14 protein-coding genes are annotated in these 14,513 nt (G+C 63.1%); 2 read left to right on the forward strand and 12 right to left on the reverse strand.

Going from position 1 to position 14,513, the window contains the following annotated elements:
• The first annotated feature begins 868 nt into the window (after positions 1 to 868).
• Positions 869 to 1,879, forward strand: coding sequence for a DUF6615 family protein (locus RIN79_RS14050; protein ID WP_309085298.1), 1,011 nt, complete (start codon positions 869 to 871; stop codon positions 1,877 to 1,879).
• A 162-nt stretch (positions 1,880 to 2,041) separates the two neighbouring features.
• Here the strand turns inward: RIN79_RS14050 and RIN79_RS14055 are convergent, their stop codons facing one another.
• From RIN79_RS14055 to lepA, 6 genes are all read right to left on the reverse strand, one after another.
• On the reverse strand, positions 2,042 to 3,652 hold the full coding sequence (locus tag RIN79_RS14055) for an RNA-directed DNA polymerase (RefSeq protein WP_309085299.1): 1,611 nt from the start codon (positions 3,650 to 3,652) through the stop codon (positions 2,042 to 2,044).
• 340 nt (positions 3,653 to 3,992) lie between these two features.
• Positions 3,993 to 4,328 carry a hypothetical protein gene (locus RIN79_RS14060; RefSeq protein ID WP_309085300.1) on the reverse strand — a complete coding sequence of 112 codons (336 nt, stop codon included), beginning with the start codon at positions 4,326 to 4,328 and terminating at the stop codon, positions 3,993 to 3,995.
• A 63-nt stretch (positions 4,329 to 4,391) separates the two neighbouring features.
• On the reverse strand, positions 4,392 to 4,763 hold the full coding sequence (locus RIN79_RS14065) for a hypothetical protein (RefSeq protein ID WP_309085301.1): 372 nt from the start codon (positions 4,761 to 4,763) through the stop codon (positions 4,392 to 4,394).
• A gap of 114 nt (positions 4,764 to 4,877) precedes the next feature.
• Positions 4,878 to 5,066 (reverse strand): DUF2283 domain-containing protein, encoded by a 189-nt coding sequence (locus RIN79_RS14070; RefSeq protein ID WP_309085302.1) that lies wholly within the window; start codon positions 5,064 to 5,066, stop codon positions 4,878 to 4,880.
• A gap of 5 nt (positions 5,067 to 5,071) precedes the next feature.
• Positions 5,072 to 5,317, reverse strand: a complete 246-nt coding sequence (locus RIN79_RS14075) for a hypothetical protein (RefSeq protein WP_309085303.1) — start codon at positions 5,315 to 5,317, stop codon at positions 5,072 to 5,074.
• Between the two features lie 99 nt (positions 5,318 to 5,416).
• Positions 5,417 to 7,225 carry a translation elongation factor 4 gene (gene lepA, locus RIN79_RS14080; RefSeq protein WP_309085372.1) on the reverse strand — a complete coding sequence of 603 codons (1,809 nt, stop codon included), beginning with the start codon at positions 7,223 to 7,225 and terminating at the stop codon, positions 5,417 to 5,419.
• A gap of 182 nt (positions 7,226 to 7,407) precedes the next feature.
• On the opposite strand from lepA, the gene RIN79_RS14085 reads away from it, so the two are divergent.
• Positions 7,408 to 9,867, forward strand: a complete 2,460-nt coding sequence (locus tag RIN79_RS14085) for a response regulator (RefSeq protein ID WP_309085304.1) — start codon at positions 7,408 to 7,410, stop codon at positions 9,865 to 9,867.
• Positions 9,868 to 9,952: 85 nt separating this feature from the next.
• Here RIN79_RS14085 and RIN79_RS14090 read toward each other — a convergent pair whose 3' ends face one another.
• The 6 genes from RIN79_RS14090 to RIN79_RS14115 all read right to left on the reverse strand — a co-directional run bounded on the left by RIN79_RS14090 (position 9,953) and on the right by RIN79_RS14115 (position 14,499).
• Complete coding sequence (locus RIN79_RS14090; protein WP_309085305.1) at positions 9,953 to 10,369, reverse strand: GFA family protein; 417 nt, start codon at positions 10,367 to 10,369, stop codon at positions 9,953 to 9,955.
• Between the two features lie 43 nt (positions 10,370 to 10,412).
• Entirely contained in the window at positions 10,413 to 10,877 is a 465-nt protein-coding gene (locus RIN79_RS14095) for an SRPBCC family protein (RefSeq protein ID WP_309085306.1), read from the reverse strand.
• Positions 10,874 to 11,188, reverse strand: coding sequence for a helix-turn-helix domain-containing protein (locus RIN79_RS14100; protein WP_309085307.1), 315 nt, complete (start codon positions 11,186 to 11,188; stop codon positions 10,874 to 10,876). Before RIN79_RS14100 ends, RIN79_RS14095 begins: the two co-directional genes overlap by 4 nt.
• A gap of 205 nt (positions 11,189 to 11,393) precedes the next feature.
• A complete protein-coding gene (locus RIN79_RS14105) occupies positions 11,394 to 12,398 on the reverse strand; it encodes an Hsp33 family molecular chaperone (RefSeq protein WP_375165937.1) in 1,005 nt (334 codons plus the stop codon).
• A complete protein-coding gene (argF, locus tag RIN79_RS14110) occupies positions 12,380 to 13,297 on the reverse strand; it encodes an ornithine carbamoyltransferase (protein WP_309085309.1) in 918 nt (305 codons plus the stop codon). Before argF ends, RIN79_RS14105 begins: the two co-directional genes overlap by 19 nt.
• Positions 13,294 to 14,499 (reverse strand): aspartate aminotransferase family protein, encoded by a 1,206-nt coding sequence (locus RIN79_RS14115; RefSeq protein WP_309085310.1) that lies wholly within the window; start codon positions 14,497 to 14,499, stop codon positions 13,294 to 13,296. The genes argF and RIN79_RS14115 overlap by 4 nt, the downstream gene beginning before the upstream one ends.
• Positions 14,500 to 14,513 lie beyond the last annotated feature (14 nt).

Raw genomic sequence — 14,513 nt, forward strand, 5'->3', positions numbered from 1 at the left:
GCGCGTCTCACGCGCCCCGCCGGCCGCTGTCCCGACATTGGCCGGTCACTCGGGTTTCTCTTCCGTCCCGGCTGCACCCAATGAAGGGGGTGGTCTTTGCCGGGCCGAAGGAAAAACCCTAGCGGCTTCTCCGCGGTTTCCGCGGTGTCGTCTGGAACCCGACACCCGTTTTTCCGAGATGCAGTCTCTGACCCTGCATCCCGGCACCGCCGGCCTGTCGCGGGCCCTCAGCATGCCTCCAGGTACCGATCCCTGGAGGGGGAGGTTGCCGCCGCTCTCCCGAACACCCGGTGCGCATCCGGTTCCCGCAAGAGCGATGGGAGGGATTGTAAGAGGGCTGCAGGGGGTGGGGATAAAAAAACCGCAGAAATTTTTTCGGCTGCGTGCTGGCGTGAACGAAAACAACAGCTTAGCCGGCCAAAAATTCTCTTGGGCTGTCAGATATATCACTCTGCTGCATCACCGAGGCGATCCCGAAGCGCCAGGGGCGGCCGGCGGCTCGCTTTCCTCCACGTCCGGCGGCGCGGAGAGGTTCAGGCATGGATCCCAGGGTCTGCGCCTCGCTCCGCTCGGCTCCGCCTTGGGATGACGAAGAGGAGAGGTGCTGGCGCGGCACGCACTGGAGGCCTCGACCCTTCAGATGCGGATACATACCCGAGCGGGAGGCAGGTGAATAGCGCGGTTTTGGGCGGGCTGAATTCCAATACTGGTCGGCCTCTAGTGTCGCATCTGGGCCGACAGCAGACAGTCCATTTTAGGGTCTCTGAAGTGGGATAGCTGCCGTGAAAAGGCAGGCCGATCTCAGCGACGGCTTTCGACGTCGTCACGGTCGAAATCGCGGCGTTGTCGTTTCACCGAAAGCGGACATTTGAGCGGCATAGGTGATGGTGGTGTCGCGCCTATAGCGGTCATTCACGCAGCAGACGAAACGGCCAACGGCGTCAAATTGGTTGCAAGTTTTACAATAACGATTGCATATTCAGATCTTATAGTGGGAGATATCATGATTTCCTTGCTCCACACACTGTTGGAACTTGGCCACTCCACCTCAAAAAACTTGGAATTCGCCCATTCGCCCGATGTTAATGTCAGTTATGGAGAAGAGACGATTACTGAGACCAATTTGCTGGAAATCAGGCGGCGCCATCCGCACAAGGTGACATTGCTGACGTTTTCAAAATCGCAGGAAAGCAAGAACACAGGGGCCGACTGGGAGTGGCACATTATAGGAAGAGTCTACACCCTGAAGATGCGCGTGCAGGCCAAGAGAATTCATAAAGCCGGTGGAATTGGAAACCTGAAGCAGATAGGCAAAGGAGCCGCCAAGCCGCAGATAGATTTGCTCATTGAAGATGCAAAAGCGAACAGTCTCTTCCCAGCATACTGCTTTTATTCCGCCGAACCCCAACGGTCTTACTGGGTGAAAGGACCCGTAGATGAAACAGCCGAAGCGTTTGAAGCCGGTTGCCTGATTGCGGACGCTGAAACTGTGAAATCAACGTCGCCAAAAAAGCTAAAGGATATCGAAAACGATACCGTTCCCTGGCATTTTTTATGTGCCAGACACAAATTTTCGGCGAGGCGAAGCCCTTACCTTCAGCGATTTCGGGAAGATCGTCCCATTCAGCGCTATATTGAGCAATTTGTAGAAGAAGTCATCCCGGCCTATGAAGACCGCACGACCGCTAGTGGACTGCCTACGATCTTCCAACTGAATGATGCGCGCTCCAGGCTTGACGAGGGTAAGGGGATATCGCGCACGCCTGAGGCCGTTGGCAAGGAAACCCTCCCAGAGGATTTCGAAAGGCGCGGAATAACCAGATTTTTAAAGATTGATATGCGGACACCGGACTTGTTTGCAATAAGAGCTGATCTCTGACCTATCACACTAGGCGCAATGCAGGCCGCCACAGGAGTACTACTGCATTGTCCAGAGCGAACTCTGGATAGCGGATGACACATACGCTTGTAGGCAGCGCACGCTGCCATCATCCCTCGGCACTGCGGGTCGATTATGACGCCGTAAAAAATTCAAAATTCCCTATTTCGTCATCGCCTTCGTAAGCAGCTCGTTCAACGGACCGAGGGCGCCCCACTGCGCCCTCGCATTGCCGCGTTCGGTTCTAGGCCAGTACCGGGACGAAAAATAGATCGCCGATTGCACGTAAGGAGAAACCAGCCCGTAAAGCGCGACCAGTGCCCGCCGTCTCGCGGCGTCGCCGTATCGGCCAACGTAGATCGCTGCCGCCGCCCTCGTCGCGTCGTGCACCGTGCCGTCCTTTAGGATTCGCAGTGCCGTCTTCACCGGTGCGTCCTCCGGCGGGTCCTTGGTGATGAGCGCGGCCAGAATCCACATAACTTGCCAGTCTACTAATGACTGGTCTTCGAGACTTCGGCAGAGAAATCGATAAACCGGACGCTGAGGAAGGAACTTCGCCAGATAAGAAACATATATTTGAGACATGGAAGGATGTTTCTTGAACGCCTCTAAAACATGGTCAACCGCGTAGTCAGAAGAGGCTTTCGCAAACAAGGGGAGGCAGAAGCGCTCAATCGTTTCCTCATGCCCAGGATGGTCAGTGATGGCATCGAACAGCACTTTCGTCGCCCTTAACTCGAGGTCTCCATCCTCGTGTTCACCATCGTACTCGGCTTCCATCTCTTCTTGCTCGTCCTCCTCCCACTCTGATTGGAATCCATAGTCGGCGTGGAAATCTTCTTCCTCGATCTGATTTGAAATCTCTGTCACCGCCTCCTTGAACAACAATTCGAGATCCGGTTCCTCTGTGTTCAAAGCGGCCGTCGGCATAATCGCCGACTTCGCCTCATTCAGCACCAGATCATAGCTGCGGAGTTCCGGAATCAGTTGCCTCATCAACTGTTCGGACGCGTCGACACTGCCGAGGAATATGTACATGTCGTCGACATACCGCGCCGATGGAATGTTTTGATCGGCAAGAAAGCGGTCAATAGGTTCCATATAGAAGTTTCCGAGCAAATCGGACGGATAGATACCTTGAATAATGCCTCTCGAACTCCTTTCGCCTGTGTATGCCGTGAGGAGCGCTTCTAATCGCGTAAGAAATTTTGTGGGATAACCGGCGTCCCCGAGGACGTTGATTAGCGTGTGCTGGTTCAGCGATCCGAAAAAATTCGCGACGTCTAACCTCATGACGTATTTGTTATTCCTGTTGGAGGAGTGCCGAGTCAACGCCTTCTGGAGTTCTGCCCAACAAGTCCGGGTCGGTTTGAACATGTTAGGTGAATCACCGCCTTGAAGCCGATGGCTAAACGAGCGAGATTGATCCGTTTTGGCTTCGACAATGGGAGCCGCTTTGTCGGCTAGGAGCTGGTAGAATACCCTGTCTCTTGGCAACAGAATACTTCCGGGTCGGGAATAGGCTGGACCCGGCCTTGGCGGACGGACTCGCACCCGCATCCGATGCGATTTCGGGACCTCAATCGTGAGCGGGAGACCGGGCTTGTACTGTCCGCCCCTTAGTTCTTGCTTGACGATCTCAACAAGATCCTGGCCGGCTTTCCGATAGATGAAGCCGATATGTGGAGCGTAGATGAAGTCCGAACGCAGGTCATGGATGATGCGCTGAAGCGACAAGTTCCAATCCGCATCGGAAAGGCCGGTGAGGTCCATTCCGAACGGTTCTCCAAGCCTAATATCTCCCAAGTTCCCCTCCGCACATCTCTGTGCAACTCAGCATAGGCACGATTGAAAAGGCAATAAATAAGCTTCGCGGAAAGTGGCCGTGAAATGCTGTCCCGAAGCTTAGCGGTCTGCCTCCTACATTCGCCGGAAGAATGAACGCCCTGAGAGCGCAAGTGGCCCAGTGTGGTCACCAGCGACGTCTGATTCAGGAATCGCCAAAGCTGACGTCAACGACCGAATTTGAGGCGCAAAGAGGGCAGGTCACAAGCTTGCACCTGACATTGGCGACGAGTGAAAGCCCTTTCGCCCCGTTTAGCGCGCCTTGCGTTCACCCTTCCGCGTTGCGCCTCTCCTCCCGCAGCGCCTTCTCCAACTCCTTCAGCTTCCGCTTGTCGAGCTTGGGCGGTTCGGGCGGGGCGTCGTCGGCCGGGTTCTTCTTCCTGAATTTGCGCTTCACCTCCCCCGCGCCGGCGTGGGCGGCCTGGGCGAGGGCGGCGCCGAACATGTCGAGCGCGGCGCGGGGATGTTTTCTAAGGAGCACGCCGAGGGCGCGCACGGCGGCCGAGGCGCCGACCCGGCCCGCCGCCGTTTCCGCATGCGGGCGGATCAGCCGGCGCTCGATCGGCTTCGGCAGGCCGGAATGGGCGTCGGGAAGGTCGGGCACGGTCGCCGTTCCTCTGGTTCAGCCGCTTTGCGGCAGGCGGGCGGTGCCGCCTGCCGGCAACGGCTAGTGCGTGACCGGCGCTTCTTCCCCGCCGTCGCGCTTGGCGCGGCGCGAGCGGTGGCCGGGCAGGATCTGGTCGGCGGCTTCCGCAACAACGCCCATCGCGGCGCTCGCCGCGCTCTGCACGGCCTCCGTGCCGACGGCGATCGCATGGGCGCCCTTCCGCGCGCCCTTCTTGCCGGCCTCCGCCACCTCCTCGCGCTCCTTCACCAGGACGGCGGCGGCAGCGGCGGCGCCGGCGGTGAGCGCATTGGCGAGGATCTCGCGGCCCGTGGCGCTCGCCAGCATGGTGCGCAGGAGCCGCGACTTGCGCAGCATCTTCGGGACCTTCAGGCCCGCGATCTTCTTCGGAATGGGGTTCTTCTTCTTGGCCATGATCTGCTCCTTTTGCGATTCCCAACGCCGCAGAAGGGGCGGGGTTCCGCGCGGGGCGGGTGGCGCGGCGGTACGGAAAGGCGCTGCTGCCCCCTCTCCGGCCGGCGCAGGCAGCTATGCAGCCTGGTTCAACACGTCGGCGGGCAATTGCGCGCGCGCATCGAGCAGTTCAATGCCGACGATATACCCGTCGGCATCGAAGTCGAAGACGACGTCCGGCGACACCTCGGCGCTTTCCACCACCCTGGCGGACGAGAAGCGGATATAGGCGGCGTTGTCGTCGGGCCGGTGTTTGACGGTCATGGGCATCACTTTACGAGGGCGCCATCTACATAAACATTACGCCGAACGAGCGATGGCCGCGTCCCGGTTTCGATCCGGATGGAAAAGCCCTTCCCGATCAGTTCAATCGCTTCTTCTTCCGAGCGCACCAGCACCTCGTTCGATCGGTGATGCTTTTTGTCTTTACAAGCAGGATCACCCAGAACGAAGCAGCCATTCTTCCGGGCCGGGGCCCATTTCTCGCCAGCGAACAGCCGATATATGCGCATCATGCGTGTTCCAAATCCGTCGCCTGTTTGCGTCCTGCCGCATGACCTCCGCCCCGGCGAGCAGGCTGGCCGACCTCCCCGCAAAAGGGAGAGGGTAGGCGCCTAGTCGTTCATCTTCAGCGCCTGAATAAAAGCTTCCTGCGGGATGTCGACCTTGCCGAACTGGCGCATCTTCTTCTTGCCCTCCTTCTGCTTGTCGAGGAGCTTGCGCTTGCGCGTGACGTCGCCGCCATAGCATTTGGCCGTGACGTCCTTGCGGAGCGCCGAGATGGTCTCGCGGGCGATGACCTTGCCGCCGATGGCCGCCTGGATCGGGATCTTGAAGAGGTGCTGCGGGATCAGCTCCTTCAGCTTCTCGCACATGGCGCGGCCGCGCCGCTCGGCCTGGCTGCGGTGGACGAGCATGGAGAGGGCGTCGACCGGCTCCTCGTTGACCAGGATGGACATCTTGACGAGGTCGCCCTCGCGGTAGTCGGTGAGCTGGTAGTCGAAGGAGGCATAGCCGCGGCTGATGGATTTCAGCCGGTCGTAGAAGTCGAACACCACCTCGTTGAGCGGCAGGTCGTAGACCAGCATGGCGCGGCTGCCGGCATAGGAGAGGTCCGCCTGGACGCCGCGCCGCTCCTGGCAGAGCTTCAGGATGGCGCCGAGATGCTCGTCGGGCGTGAGGATGGTGGCGCGGATCCACGGCTCCTCGATGGCGCGGATCTTCATCACGTCCGGCATGTCGGCGGGATTGTGCAGCTCGATGGTCCTGCCGTCGGTCAGGTTTATGCGGTAGACGACGCTGGGCGCGGTGGCGATGAGGTCGAGGTCGAACTCGCGGGTCAGCCGCTCCTGGATGATCTCGAGATGGAGGAGGCCGAGGAAGCCGCAGCGGAAGCCGAAGCCGAGCGCGGCTGATGTTTCCATTTCGTAGGAGAAGCTGGCGTCGTTGAGGCGCAGCCTGCCGACGGCGGCGCGCAGGTCCTCGAACTCGGCGGCGTCGACCGGGAAGAGGCCGCAGAAGACGACCGGCTGCGCCGGCTTGAAGCCGGGGAGCGCGGAGGCGGTGGGGCGCTTGTCGTCGGTGATCGTGTCGCCGACGCGGGTGTCGGCCACCTCCTTGATGGAGGCGGTGATGAAGCCGATCTCGCCGGGGCCGAGGGACTCGACCATCACCATCTTCGGCGTCATGACGCCGACGCGGTCGATCTGGTAGCGCGCGCCGGTGCCCATCATGCGCACGGTCTGACCCTTGGAGAGGACGCCGTCGATGATGCGCACGAGCACGATGACGCCGAGATAGGCGTCGTACCACGAGTCGACCAGGAGGGCTTTGAGGGGAGCGGAGGCGTCGCCTTCCCTGGGCGGGGGAAGGCGGGTGACGATGGCCTCCAGCACCTCGTCGACGCCGAGGCCCGTCTTGGCCGAGATGGGGATGGCGCCGGAGGCGTCGAGGCCGATCACGTCCTCGATCTGCGCCTTGACGCGCTCGGGCTCGGCGGCGGGCAGGTCCACCTTGTTGAGGACGGGCACGATCTCGTGGTTGTTGTCGATCGCCTGGTACACATTGGCGAGGGTCTGCGCCTCGACGCCCTGGGAGGCGTCGACGACGAGGAGGGAGCCCTCGCAGGCGGCGAGCGAGCGCGAGACCTCGTAGGCGAAGTCCACATGTCCGGGCGTGTCGATGAGGTTCAGCACGTAGTGCTGGCCGTCGCGGGCGTCATATTCGAGGCGGACCGTGTTGGCCTTGATGGTGATGCCGCGCTCGCGCTCGATGTCCATGGAATCGAGCACCTGCTCCTTCATCTCGCGCAGCTCCAGCGAGCCGGTCATCTGGATGAGCCGGTCGGCGAGCGTCGACTTGCCATGGTCGATATGGGCGACGATGGAGAAGTTACGGATGCGGGAAAGGGGGATGTTCGTCATGGGCGGCATGTAGCAGCGCCGCCGGGGATGGGCAAGCAAGGAGGCGGCCGGGCCGGGCGCGGCGAGAGCCCTGCGGCTTAACCGAACTTTCATGGCGAGGCGCCATCTTCCTTTCGGGCTGACCTCGGGAGTGGGAGTTCGCCGCGCCGGTAGGCCGGCCGCGCGGTTGGGGGGAGGAAGAAATGCTGGACCTTTTCGGGCTCGAGCCGGCGTGGGGCGGGCTATTGCCGCTTACCGCCGATGCGCGGGCGCTGGCTGGGCTGGCTCTGCTTGCTGTCCTGATGCTTGCCTGCTTCCGCGCGCTTCGGCAGAGGGGAAGGGCCCGGCGCGCCCGAGCGGAGGAGCCGGCGGACCCCTCGCACACCATCGCCGCGGCGATCCGCGGCCTGCGGCTGCGCTACATCATCGTCATGCTCGCGCTGATCGTGCCGGGCACCCTCTTCGTGCTCGGCTCGCATTACGCCAATACGCGCTTTGCCCGTGCCACGGCGATGGCCGTGCTCGTCGCCGACGCGGCGGAGACGGCGGAGCGGGCGGCGCGCACGACGATCCTCCTGGCCGCGCCTTCGGGCAGCCGCATGCCGCGCGCCGACGTCGCCCTGGCGGCGAGCGCGGAGCGGCTCGACGGCATCATCGCCAGGATGGAGGCGCAGTGGACTCTGCTCGATCCGGGGCTGCGCGAATGGCTGATGTCGCAGGGCGCGGTGCGCCGCGGCGAACCGCTTGCGCTGCTGCATGAATTGCAGCATGCGCTGCGCGCGGCGGCGACGGCAGCGCCGGGCGAGCGCGAGGCGGCGGCCAGGCGCCTCGACGACATGATCACCTTCCGCATCCAGCCGGATCTGGCGCAATTCGCCGCCTCCCTGCGCGGCTTCAACCGGCTGCTCGCCGACCGGGTGAAGATCGCCATCAATATCATGGGCGGCGTGCTCGCCCTGTTTGCGGCGTCGATTCTTCTCTTCATCTTCCTGCCGATGGACCGCTCGATCCGGCACGCCCTGGCGCGGCTGAGGACCGCGCTCGAGGCCGCCAAGGCGGCCGACCGGGCGAAGTCTGAATTCCTGGCCAATATGAGCCATGAAATCCGCACGCCGATGAACGGCGTCCTCGGCATGGCCGAGCTGATGGCCAATACCGAGCTCGACCAGCGCCAGCGCGTCTACAATGACGTCATCGTCAAGTCCGGCAGTGCGCTGCTCGCCATCATCAACGACATCCTCGACTATTCGAAGATCGAGGCGGGGCACGCGCAGATCGACCCGGCGCCGTTCAACCTGGCCGAGGTGGTCGAGGATGTTGCCGCCCTCGTCTCCTCCAGGGCATCCGAAAAGGACCTGGAGCTAATCGTCAGCCTCGACCTGAACCTGCCGGAGTGGGTGGTGGGCGATGCCGGGCGGGTGCGGCAGGTCCTCACGAACCTCGCCGCCAATGCGGTGAAATTCACCGAGCGCGGCCATGTGCTGATCGAGGCGCGGCAGGAGGGCGAGGCGGTGCTGTTCAGCGTTTCCGACACGGGGATAGGCATTCCCGAGGACAAGCTGCCGAGCATCTTCGACAAGTTCAGCCAGGTGGACACCTCCTCGACGCGGCGGCACGAGGGGACCGGGCTGGGGCTGGCGATCGCTTCCCGGCTGGTGGCGCTGATGGACGGCTCGATCAGCGCGGAAAGCAGGTTGGGCGAGGGCTCCACCTTCCGCTGCCGCATTCCCCTGCCGGCGCATGAGGGCCGCCCCCGTGAGCCGCTGCCGACTGCGTCCGTGGAGGGCGCGCGCATCCTCGTCGTCGACGACAACGAGATCAACCGGCGCATCCTCACGGAGCAGATGCGCAACTGGGCCTTCGATTGCGTCGCCGTCGAGAACGGGCGGATCGCGCTCGCCTTTCTGCACGAGGCGGCGCGCCTCGAAGCCCCGGTGGATCTCGTGATCCTCGACTATCAGATGCCCGGCATGAACGGGGCCGAACTCCTGCGCCGCCTGCGGATGAGCCCGCACGGAGCGGATACCCCGGCTGTCCTGCTCACCTCCGTGGACGACGCGACGGCGCTGCGCGATCTGAAATCGGCCGGCGCCCGGGCGGTGCTGACGAAACCCGCCCGTTCCGCCGTTCTGCGCAAGACGATCACCGAAATCCTGGCACAGACGCCGCGTGCCGCCCGGCGCGCGGAAGCGGCGGGCGAACTGCGGCATAACGCCGGCGGCGGACCGAAGAGCGCGGAAATCCTCTCCCTGCCGAGCGCGCCCGAGCGGAAGCTGGACATCCTCGTGGCCGAGGACAATGACGTGAACCAACTTGTCTTCCGCCATGTCCTGGAGAATTCCGGTCGGCGCTTCGCGATCGCCGAGAACGGCCGGGAGGCGGTTGCACTCTGGCGCCGCGGGCGGCCCGCCCTTGTTCTCATGGATATTTCCATGCCGGAGATGAACGGCCTGGAAGCGACGGCGGCGATCAGGCTGGCGGAGGCCGAGGAGAAGCTTGCGCGGACGCCGATCATCGGCTTGACGGCGCATGCGCTGGAGGGCGACCGCGAGCGCTGCCTGCGGGCGGGCATGGACGACTACATGACCAAGCCCGTTTCCCCTGCCAAGCTAGAAGCCAAGATTTCCGAATGGCTGCCGCGGGCCGACGCCGCGCGAGCGTGACGAGCGGCCATGAGGCGGGAAAACAGCACGAGCCCATGCTCTGAACCACCAGCCTTCACCGGTGCAGATTGCACTGATCCGGAGATCATCCGGGCGGCATTCGCTCGAATGTCTGGAGCGAGGGATCGATCGTGTCCCACGCATGGCCACGGATCGCGAAGGTGACCACCTGCGGATTGAACTGAGCGGGGTCGTCCAGGCTCGTCGCGTGGACTGCGATCGCTTCCGGATTTGCGGCGAATGCCACATATACCGGGGTTCCGCAGGTCGGGCAGAATGAGTGGGTCTTTTCGTGCCCGCTTTCGCCCGCGACCCGCCAGGCTGTCGCCTCGCCCGTAATCCTCACATCGGCTCGCCGCGGGAAGGTCAGATAGGATCCGTGGCCCGTGCCGCTTCGTTTCTGGCAATCCACGCATTGGCAGTGGTTCTCGAAGATCGGTTCACTGCTTGTTTCGTAGCGGATCGCGCCGCACGCGCATCCGCCCGTATAGAGCTTGGTCATGTCTACGCTTTCTCTGAAGTGATGTTTGACGCGGCGCCTGGGATTAGGCCGCCTTGCGTCTTGCCAGGAGGTCGATGCCGCGACCGGTCTCCAGGAAGGATTTCAGGCTGGAAAGGACGATCGGCCATCCCCCTTTGATGGCTTTTTCCATTCCGCTGCCGGCCTGGAGCTCGTCATGGGTGACGGTCAGCCGGACCAGGTCGTCGCTCTTGTCGATGTCGAAGGTGACCCTGCTGTGGCTTGCCGGGTCGGCGGTTTGGGAAGCTTTCGCCCAGGTGATGACGAGACGAGAGGGGGGCGAGACCTCCACGACCTTGCCGACCAGCTCGACGGACCGTTCATCATCGGCGCGGATGTGCTCCCATTCCGAGCCGGATTTCCAGTCGGAAACATTCTCGTGGCCCCAGTAGCGCCTTGCGAGTTCCGGTTTCGTTATGGCCTCGAACACCTTCTCCGGCGTCGAGAAAATATAGGTCACGTACACGAAGCTGGTCGTGGTCATCGTCATTCTCCTTCGAGTTGTTTCTTCAGATCGTGCAGCAGGCTGAGCCGCTGACGTTCGAATTTCCGCACCCACCGCTCATAGACCTCGTGCAGCGGCACCGGGTTTATAAAGTGCAGCTTTTCCCGGCCGCGCCTGGCCGTGCTCACCAGGTTGGCGTCTTCCAATATCCCGAGGTGCTGCGTTGCGGACTGCCGCGTCATGTCCAGGTTCTCGCAGAGCTGCCCGAGCGTTTGCCCGTTCCTCTCGTAAAGGAGGTCCAGCAGCTTTCTGCGTGTCGGATCGCCCAGCGCCTTAAATACCTTGTCAGCATCCATCGTGCTCACCTCGCGAGCATCAATATGCAGGTAAATACCTGCATGTCAAGTGACGGCAGACAGCGGCCGGGAACTGCCGGGCAAGCTTTCGAGGGAACCAAAGGGGTGAGGACAGCGGCGTCGCTAACGCCGCATGGCGCAGGTCGGGGGTGCGCGTCGTCGGTCTTTTATCGGTTGTGTCTTTTATCGGTTGTGAAAGGCTGGACTATTCGCCGCCGAACTCTTCGGGATCGAAGAGATATTCCTTGGAGCAGAATTCGCAGTTCACGCGGATCACACCGTCCTCGGTGCTCTCCTTGATCTCCTCGGCGGTGAAGCCGTCGAGGATCGACTTGATCTTCTCGCGCGAGCAGGAGCAGTTGTCGATGACGTCGACGCCTTCGTAGACGCGCACGCCCTGTTCATGGAACAGGCGATAGAGCAGCCGTTCCGCCCCGACGGTCGGGTCGAGCAATTCGTCGATCTCCACCGTGCCGAGCAAGGCCAGCGCCTCCTGCCAGGCATTGTCCTCCGGGTGGCCGTCGCCGATGTTCTCGGTGTCGCCGTCGCCGCCCGGCAGATCCGCCATGCGGCTGCGTTCGGCGGATGCTGGCAGGAACTGGATGAGCAGGCCGCCGGCGCGCCAGTGTTCCTCCCCGCTCTCGCCCGGCTTTACCATTCGGGCGACGCCGAGCCGCACCTCGGTGGGAATCTGCTCCGATTGGCGGAAATAGGTGCGTGCCACCTCTTCCAGGGAGGAACCGTCGAGCTGCACGATGCCCTGATAGCGGTGCATATAGGCGCCCTGGTCGATGGTGAGCGCCAGGATGCCCTTGCCAAGCAGTTGCTCGGGCGAATCCTCGCCGCGCTCGACGGCCTGCCCGAGCCGCTCCTCGTCGAAGCGCGCATAGGCGCGCATGGAGCCGGGGGTCGAGAAGTCCGCCACCAGCATGTCCACGGGGCCGTCCGACTGCGTCTGGACGATGAACTTGCCGTCGAATTTCAGTGAGCTTCCGAGAAGAACCGTAAGCACCACGACCTCGGCGAGGAGGCGCGAGACGGGTTCCGGATAGCTATGGCGCGCGAGGATCTGGTCCAGCATCGGCCCGACCTGCACCGCGCGACCGCGCACCTCCAGCGCCTCCACCTCGAAGGGGACGACGTGATCGTCGCCGGCGAAACCGAAATCGCCGAGTTTTGCTGAACCCTCGCTCACTGGGCGAGACACCAGGCAAGCACCGCCTTTTGGGCGTGGAGACGGTTTTCCGCCTCGTCGAACACCACCGAATGCGGCCCGTCGATGACCTCATCCGTCACTTCCTCGCCCCGATGGGCGGGCAGGCAGTGCATGAATAGGGAATCCTTGTTGGCGAAACTCATCAGCCTCTCATTCACCTGATAGGGCTGGAACACGTTGTGGCCGCGGGCGCGATGCTCCTGGCCCATGGAGACCCATGTATCAGTGACGACACAATCCGCGTCGCGCACCGCCGCCTCCGGATCCTGCATCAGGGCGACGCGGCCGCCATTGGCTTTCGCCCACTCCACATAGTGCGCCGCCGGCTCGCTTCCAGCGGGGGTGGCGACATTCAGCCGGAAGCCGAACCGCGCGGAGGCCTCGATCAGCGAATGCAGCACATTGTTGCCGTCGCCGGACCAGGCGAAGAGCCTGTCCTTCACGCTGCCGCGGTGCTCCTCATAGGTCATGACATCGGCCATGATCTGGCAGGGATGCGTATCGTCGGTCAGCCCGTTGATCACCGGGACGGTCGCGTTCTCAGCCAGCTCCAAAAGCCGCGCATGCGCGGTGGTGCGGATCATGATGGCATCGACATAGCGCGACAGTACCTTGGCCGTATCGGCGATGGTCTCACTTCGGCCGAGCTGCATTTCCGCGCCCGTCAGCATGATGGTCTCGCCGCCCAGCTGGCGCATGGCCACATCGAAGGAGACGCGGGTGCGCGTGGAAGGCTTGTCGAAGATCATTGCAAGCACCTTCCCCTCGAAGGGCTTGTCGCCGTGGCCGGCCTTGAGCCGCGCCTTGCGCTCGCGGGCGTCGTCCAGCATGAAGCGCAGATCGGCGGCCGAAACGGCCGAAAGATCGATGAAGTGGCGTGGCACGGCGCTCATCCCCTGCCGGCTTCCGCCATTGCGGGGGCGGGTGCCAGCGCCTGCATCGCCCGGCGTATCCGCTCCAGCGCGTCGCCGATCTCGCCGTCGGTGACGTTGAGCGGCGGCAAAAGGCGCAGCACGTTCTCGCCGGCCGGCGCGCCAAGGATCTTCTCCTCGGACATGGCGTCCCGCAGGGCGGTGTTGGGGACCTTGCAGCGGATGCCGAGCAGGAGCCCGGCGCCGCGGATCTCCTCCACGACCTCAGGGAACTCGTCGGCGATGGCGGCGAGACCTTGCTTGAGGAGGAGGCCCTTGCGCGCCACCTCGTCGAGGAAACCGTCCTCGAGGATTATGTCGAGCACGGCGTTGCCGACCGCCATGGCGAGCGGATTGCCGCCGAAAGTGGTGCCGTGCACGCCGGGAGTCATGCCGCTGGCCGCCTCCTGCGTGGCGAGGCACGCGCCGAGCGGGAAGCCACCGCCGATGCCCTTTGCGATGGCGGCGATATCCGGCGTCACGCCAGACCACTCATAGGCGAAGAGCTTTCCGGTGCGGCCGACGCCGGTCTGGATCTCATCGAGGATGAGCAGCAGACCGTGCCTGTCGCAGAGCTCGCGCAGCGCCTTCATCATCTGCGCCGGGACCGGGCGGATGCCGCCCTCGCCCTGGACAGGCTCGATGAGGATGGCCGCGGTGTCCGGCCCGATCGCCTGCTCCACCGCCTTGAGGTCGCCGAAGGGCACCTGGTCGAACCCTTCCACCTTGGGCCCGAAGCCTTCCAGATATTTCTTCTGGCCGCCTGCAGCGATGGTGGCCAGCGTGCGACCGTGGAAGGCTCCTTCGAAAGTAATGATGCGGAACCGGTTCTCCTCGCCCCTGGCGTAGTGGTAGCGGCGCGCCGTCTTGATGGCGCATTCGAGCGCCTCAGCGCCGGAATTGGCGAAGAACACCTTGTCGGCGAAGCTGTTCTCCACGAGGCGCTCGCCGAGGCGCCGCTGGCCAGGGATCTCATAGAGATTGGAGACGTGCCAGAGCTTCTGCGCCTGCTCGGTGAGCGCCGCCACCAGATGCGGATGGGCGTGGCCGAGGGAATTGACGGCGATGCCGGCGGCGAAGTCGAGATAGCGCGTGCCGTCGGCGGTGATCAGCCAGGAGCCTTCGCCGCGCTCGAAGGCGAGGGGGAGCCTGGCGAAAGTATCGTAAAGCGCCGAACCGCTCATGCAGGTGTTCTCCG

The sequence above is a fragment of the Chelativorans sp. genome, assembly GCF_031180965.1.
Classification (GTDB): domain Bacteria; phylum Pseudomonadota; class Alphaproteobacteria; order Rhizobiales; family Rhizobiaceae; genus Chelativorans.

Bases quoted from the DNA above. Each gene is read 5' to 3' on its own strand.
- lepA (WP_309085372.1), bottom strand. From the start codon at position 7,225: ATGACGAACATCCCCCTTTCCCGCATCCGTAACTTCTCCATCGTCGCC.
- RIN79_RS14070 (WP_309085302.1), bottom strand. From the start codon at position 5,066: ATGACCGTCAAACACCGGCCCGACGACAACGCCGCCTATATCCGCTTC.
- RIN79_RS14055 (WP_309085299.1), bottom strand. From the start codon at position 3,652: ATGGACCTCACCGGCCTTTCCGATGCGGATTGGAACTTGTCGCTTCAG.
- RIN79_RS14085 (WP_309085304.1), top strand. From the start codon at position 7,408: ATGCTGGACCTTTTCGGGCTCGAGCCGGCGTGGGGCGGGCTATTGCCG.
- RIN79_RS14115 (WP_309085310.1), bottom strand. From the start codon at position 14,499: ATGAGCGGTTCGGCGCTTTACGATACTTTCGCCAGGCTCCCCCTCGCC.
- RIN79_RS14090 (WP_309085305.1), bottom strand. From the start codon at position 10,369: ATGACCAAGCTCTATACGGGCGGATGCGCGTGCGGCGCGATCCGCTAC.
- RIN79_RS14065 (WP_309085301.1), bottom strand. From the start codon at position 4,763: ATGGCCAAGAAGAAGAACCCCATTCCGAAGAAGATCGCGGGCCTGAAG.
- RIN79_RS14095 (WP_309085306.1), bottom strand. From the start codon at position 10,877: ATGACGATGACCACGACCAGCTTCGTGTACGTGACCTATATTTTCTCG.
- RIN79_RS14100 (WP_309085307.1), bottom strand. From the start codon at position 11,188: ATGGATGCTGACAAGGTATTTAAGGCGCTGGGCGATCCGACACGCAGA.
- RIN79_RS14075 (WP_309085303.1), bottom strand. From the start codon at position 5,317: ATGATGCGCATATATCGGCTGTTCGCTGGCGAGAAATGGGCCCCGGCC.
- argF (WP_309085309.1), bottom strand. From the start codon at position 13,297: ATGAGCGCCGTGCCACGCCACTTCATCGATCTTTCGGCCGTTTCGGCC.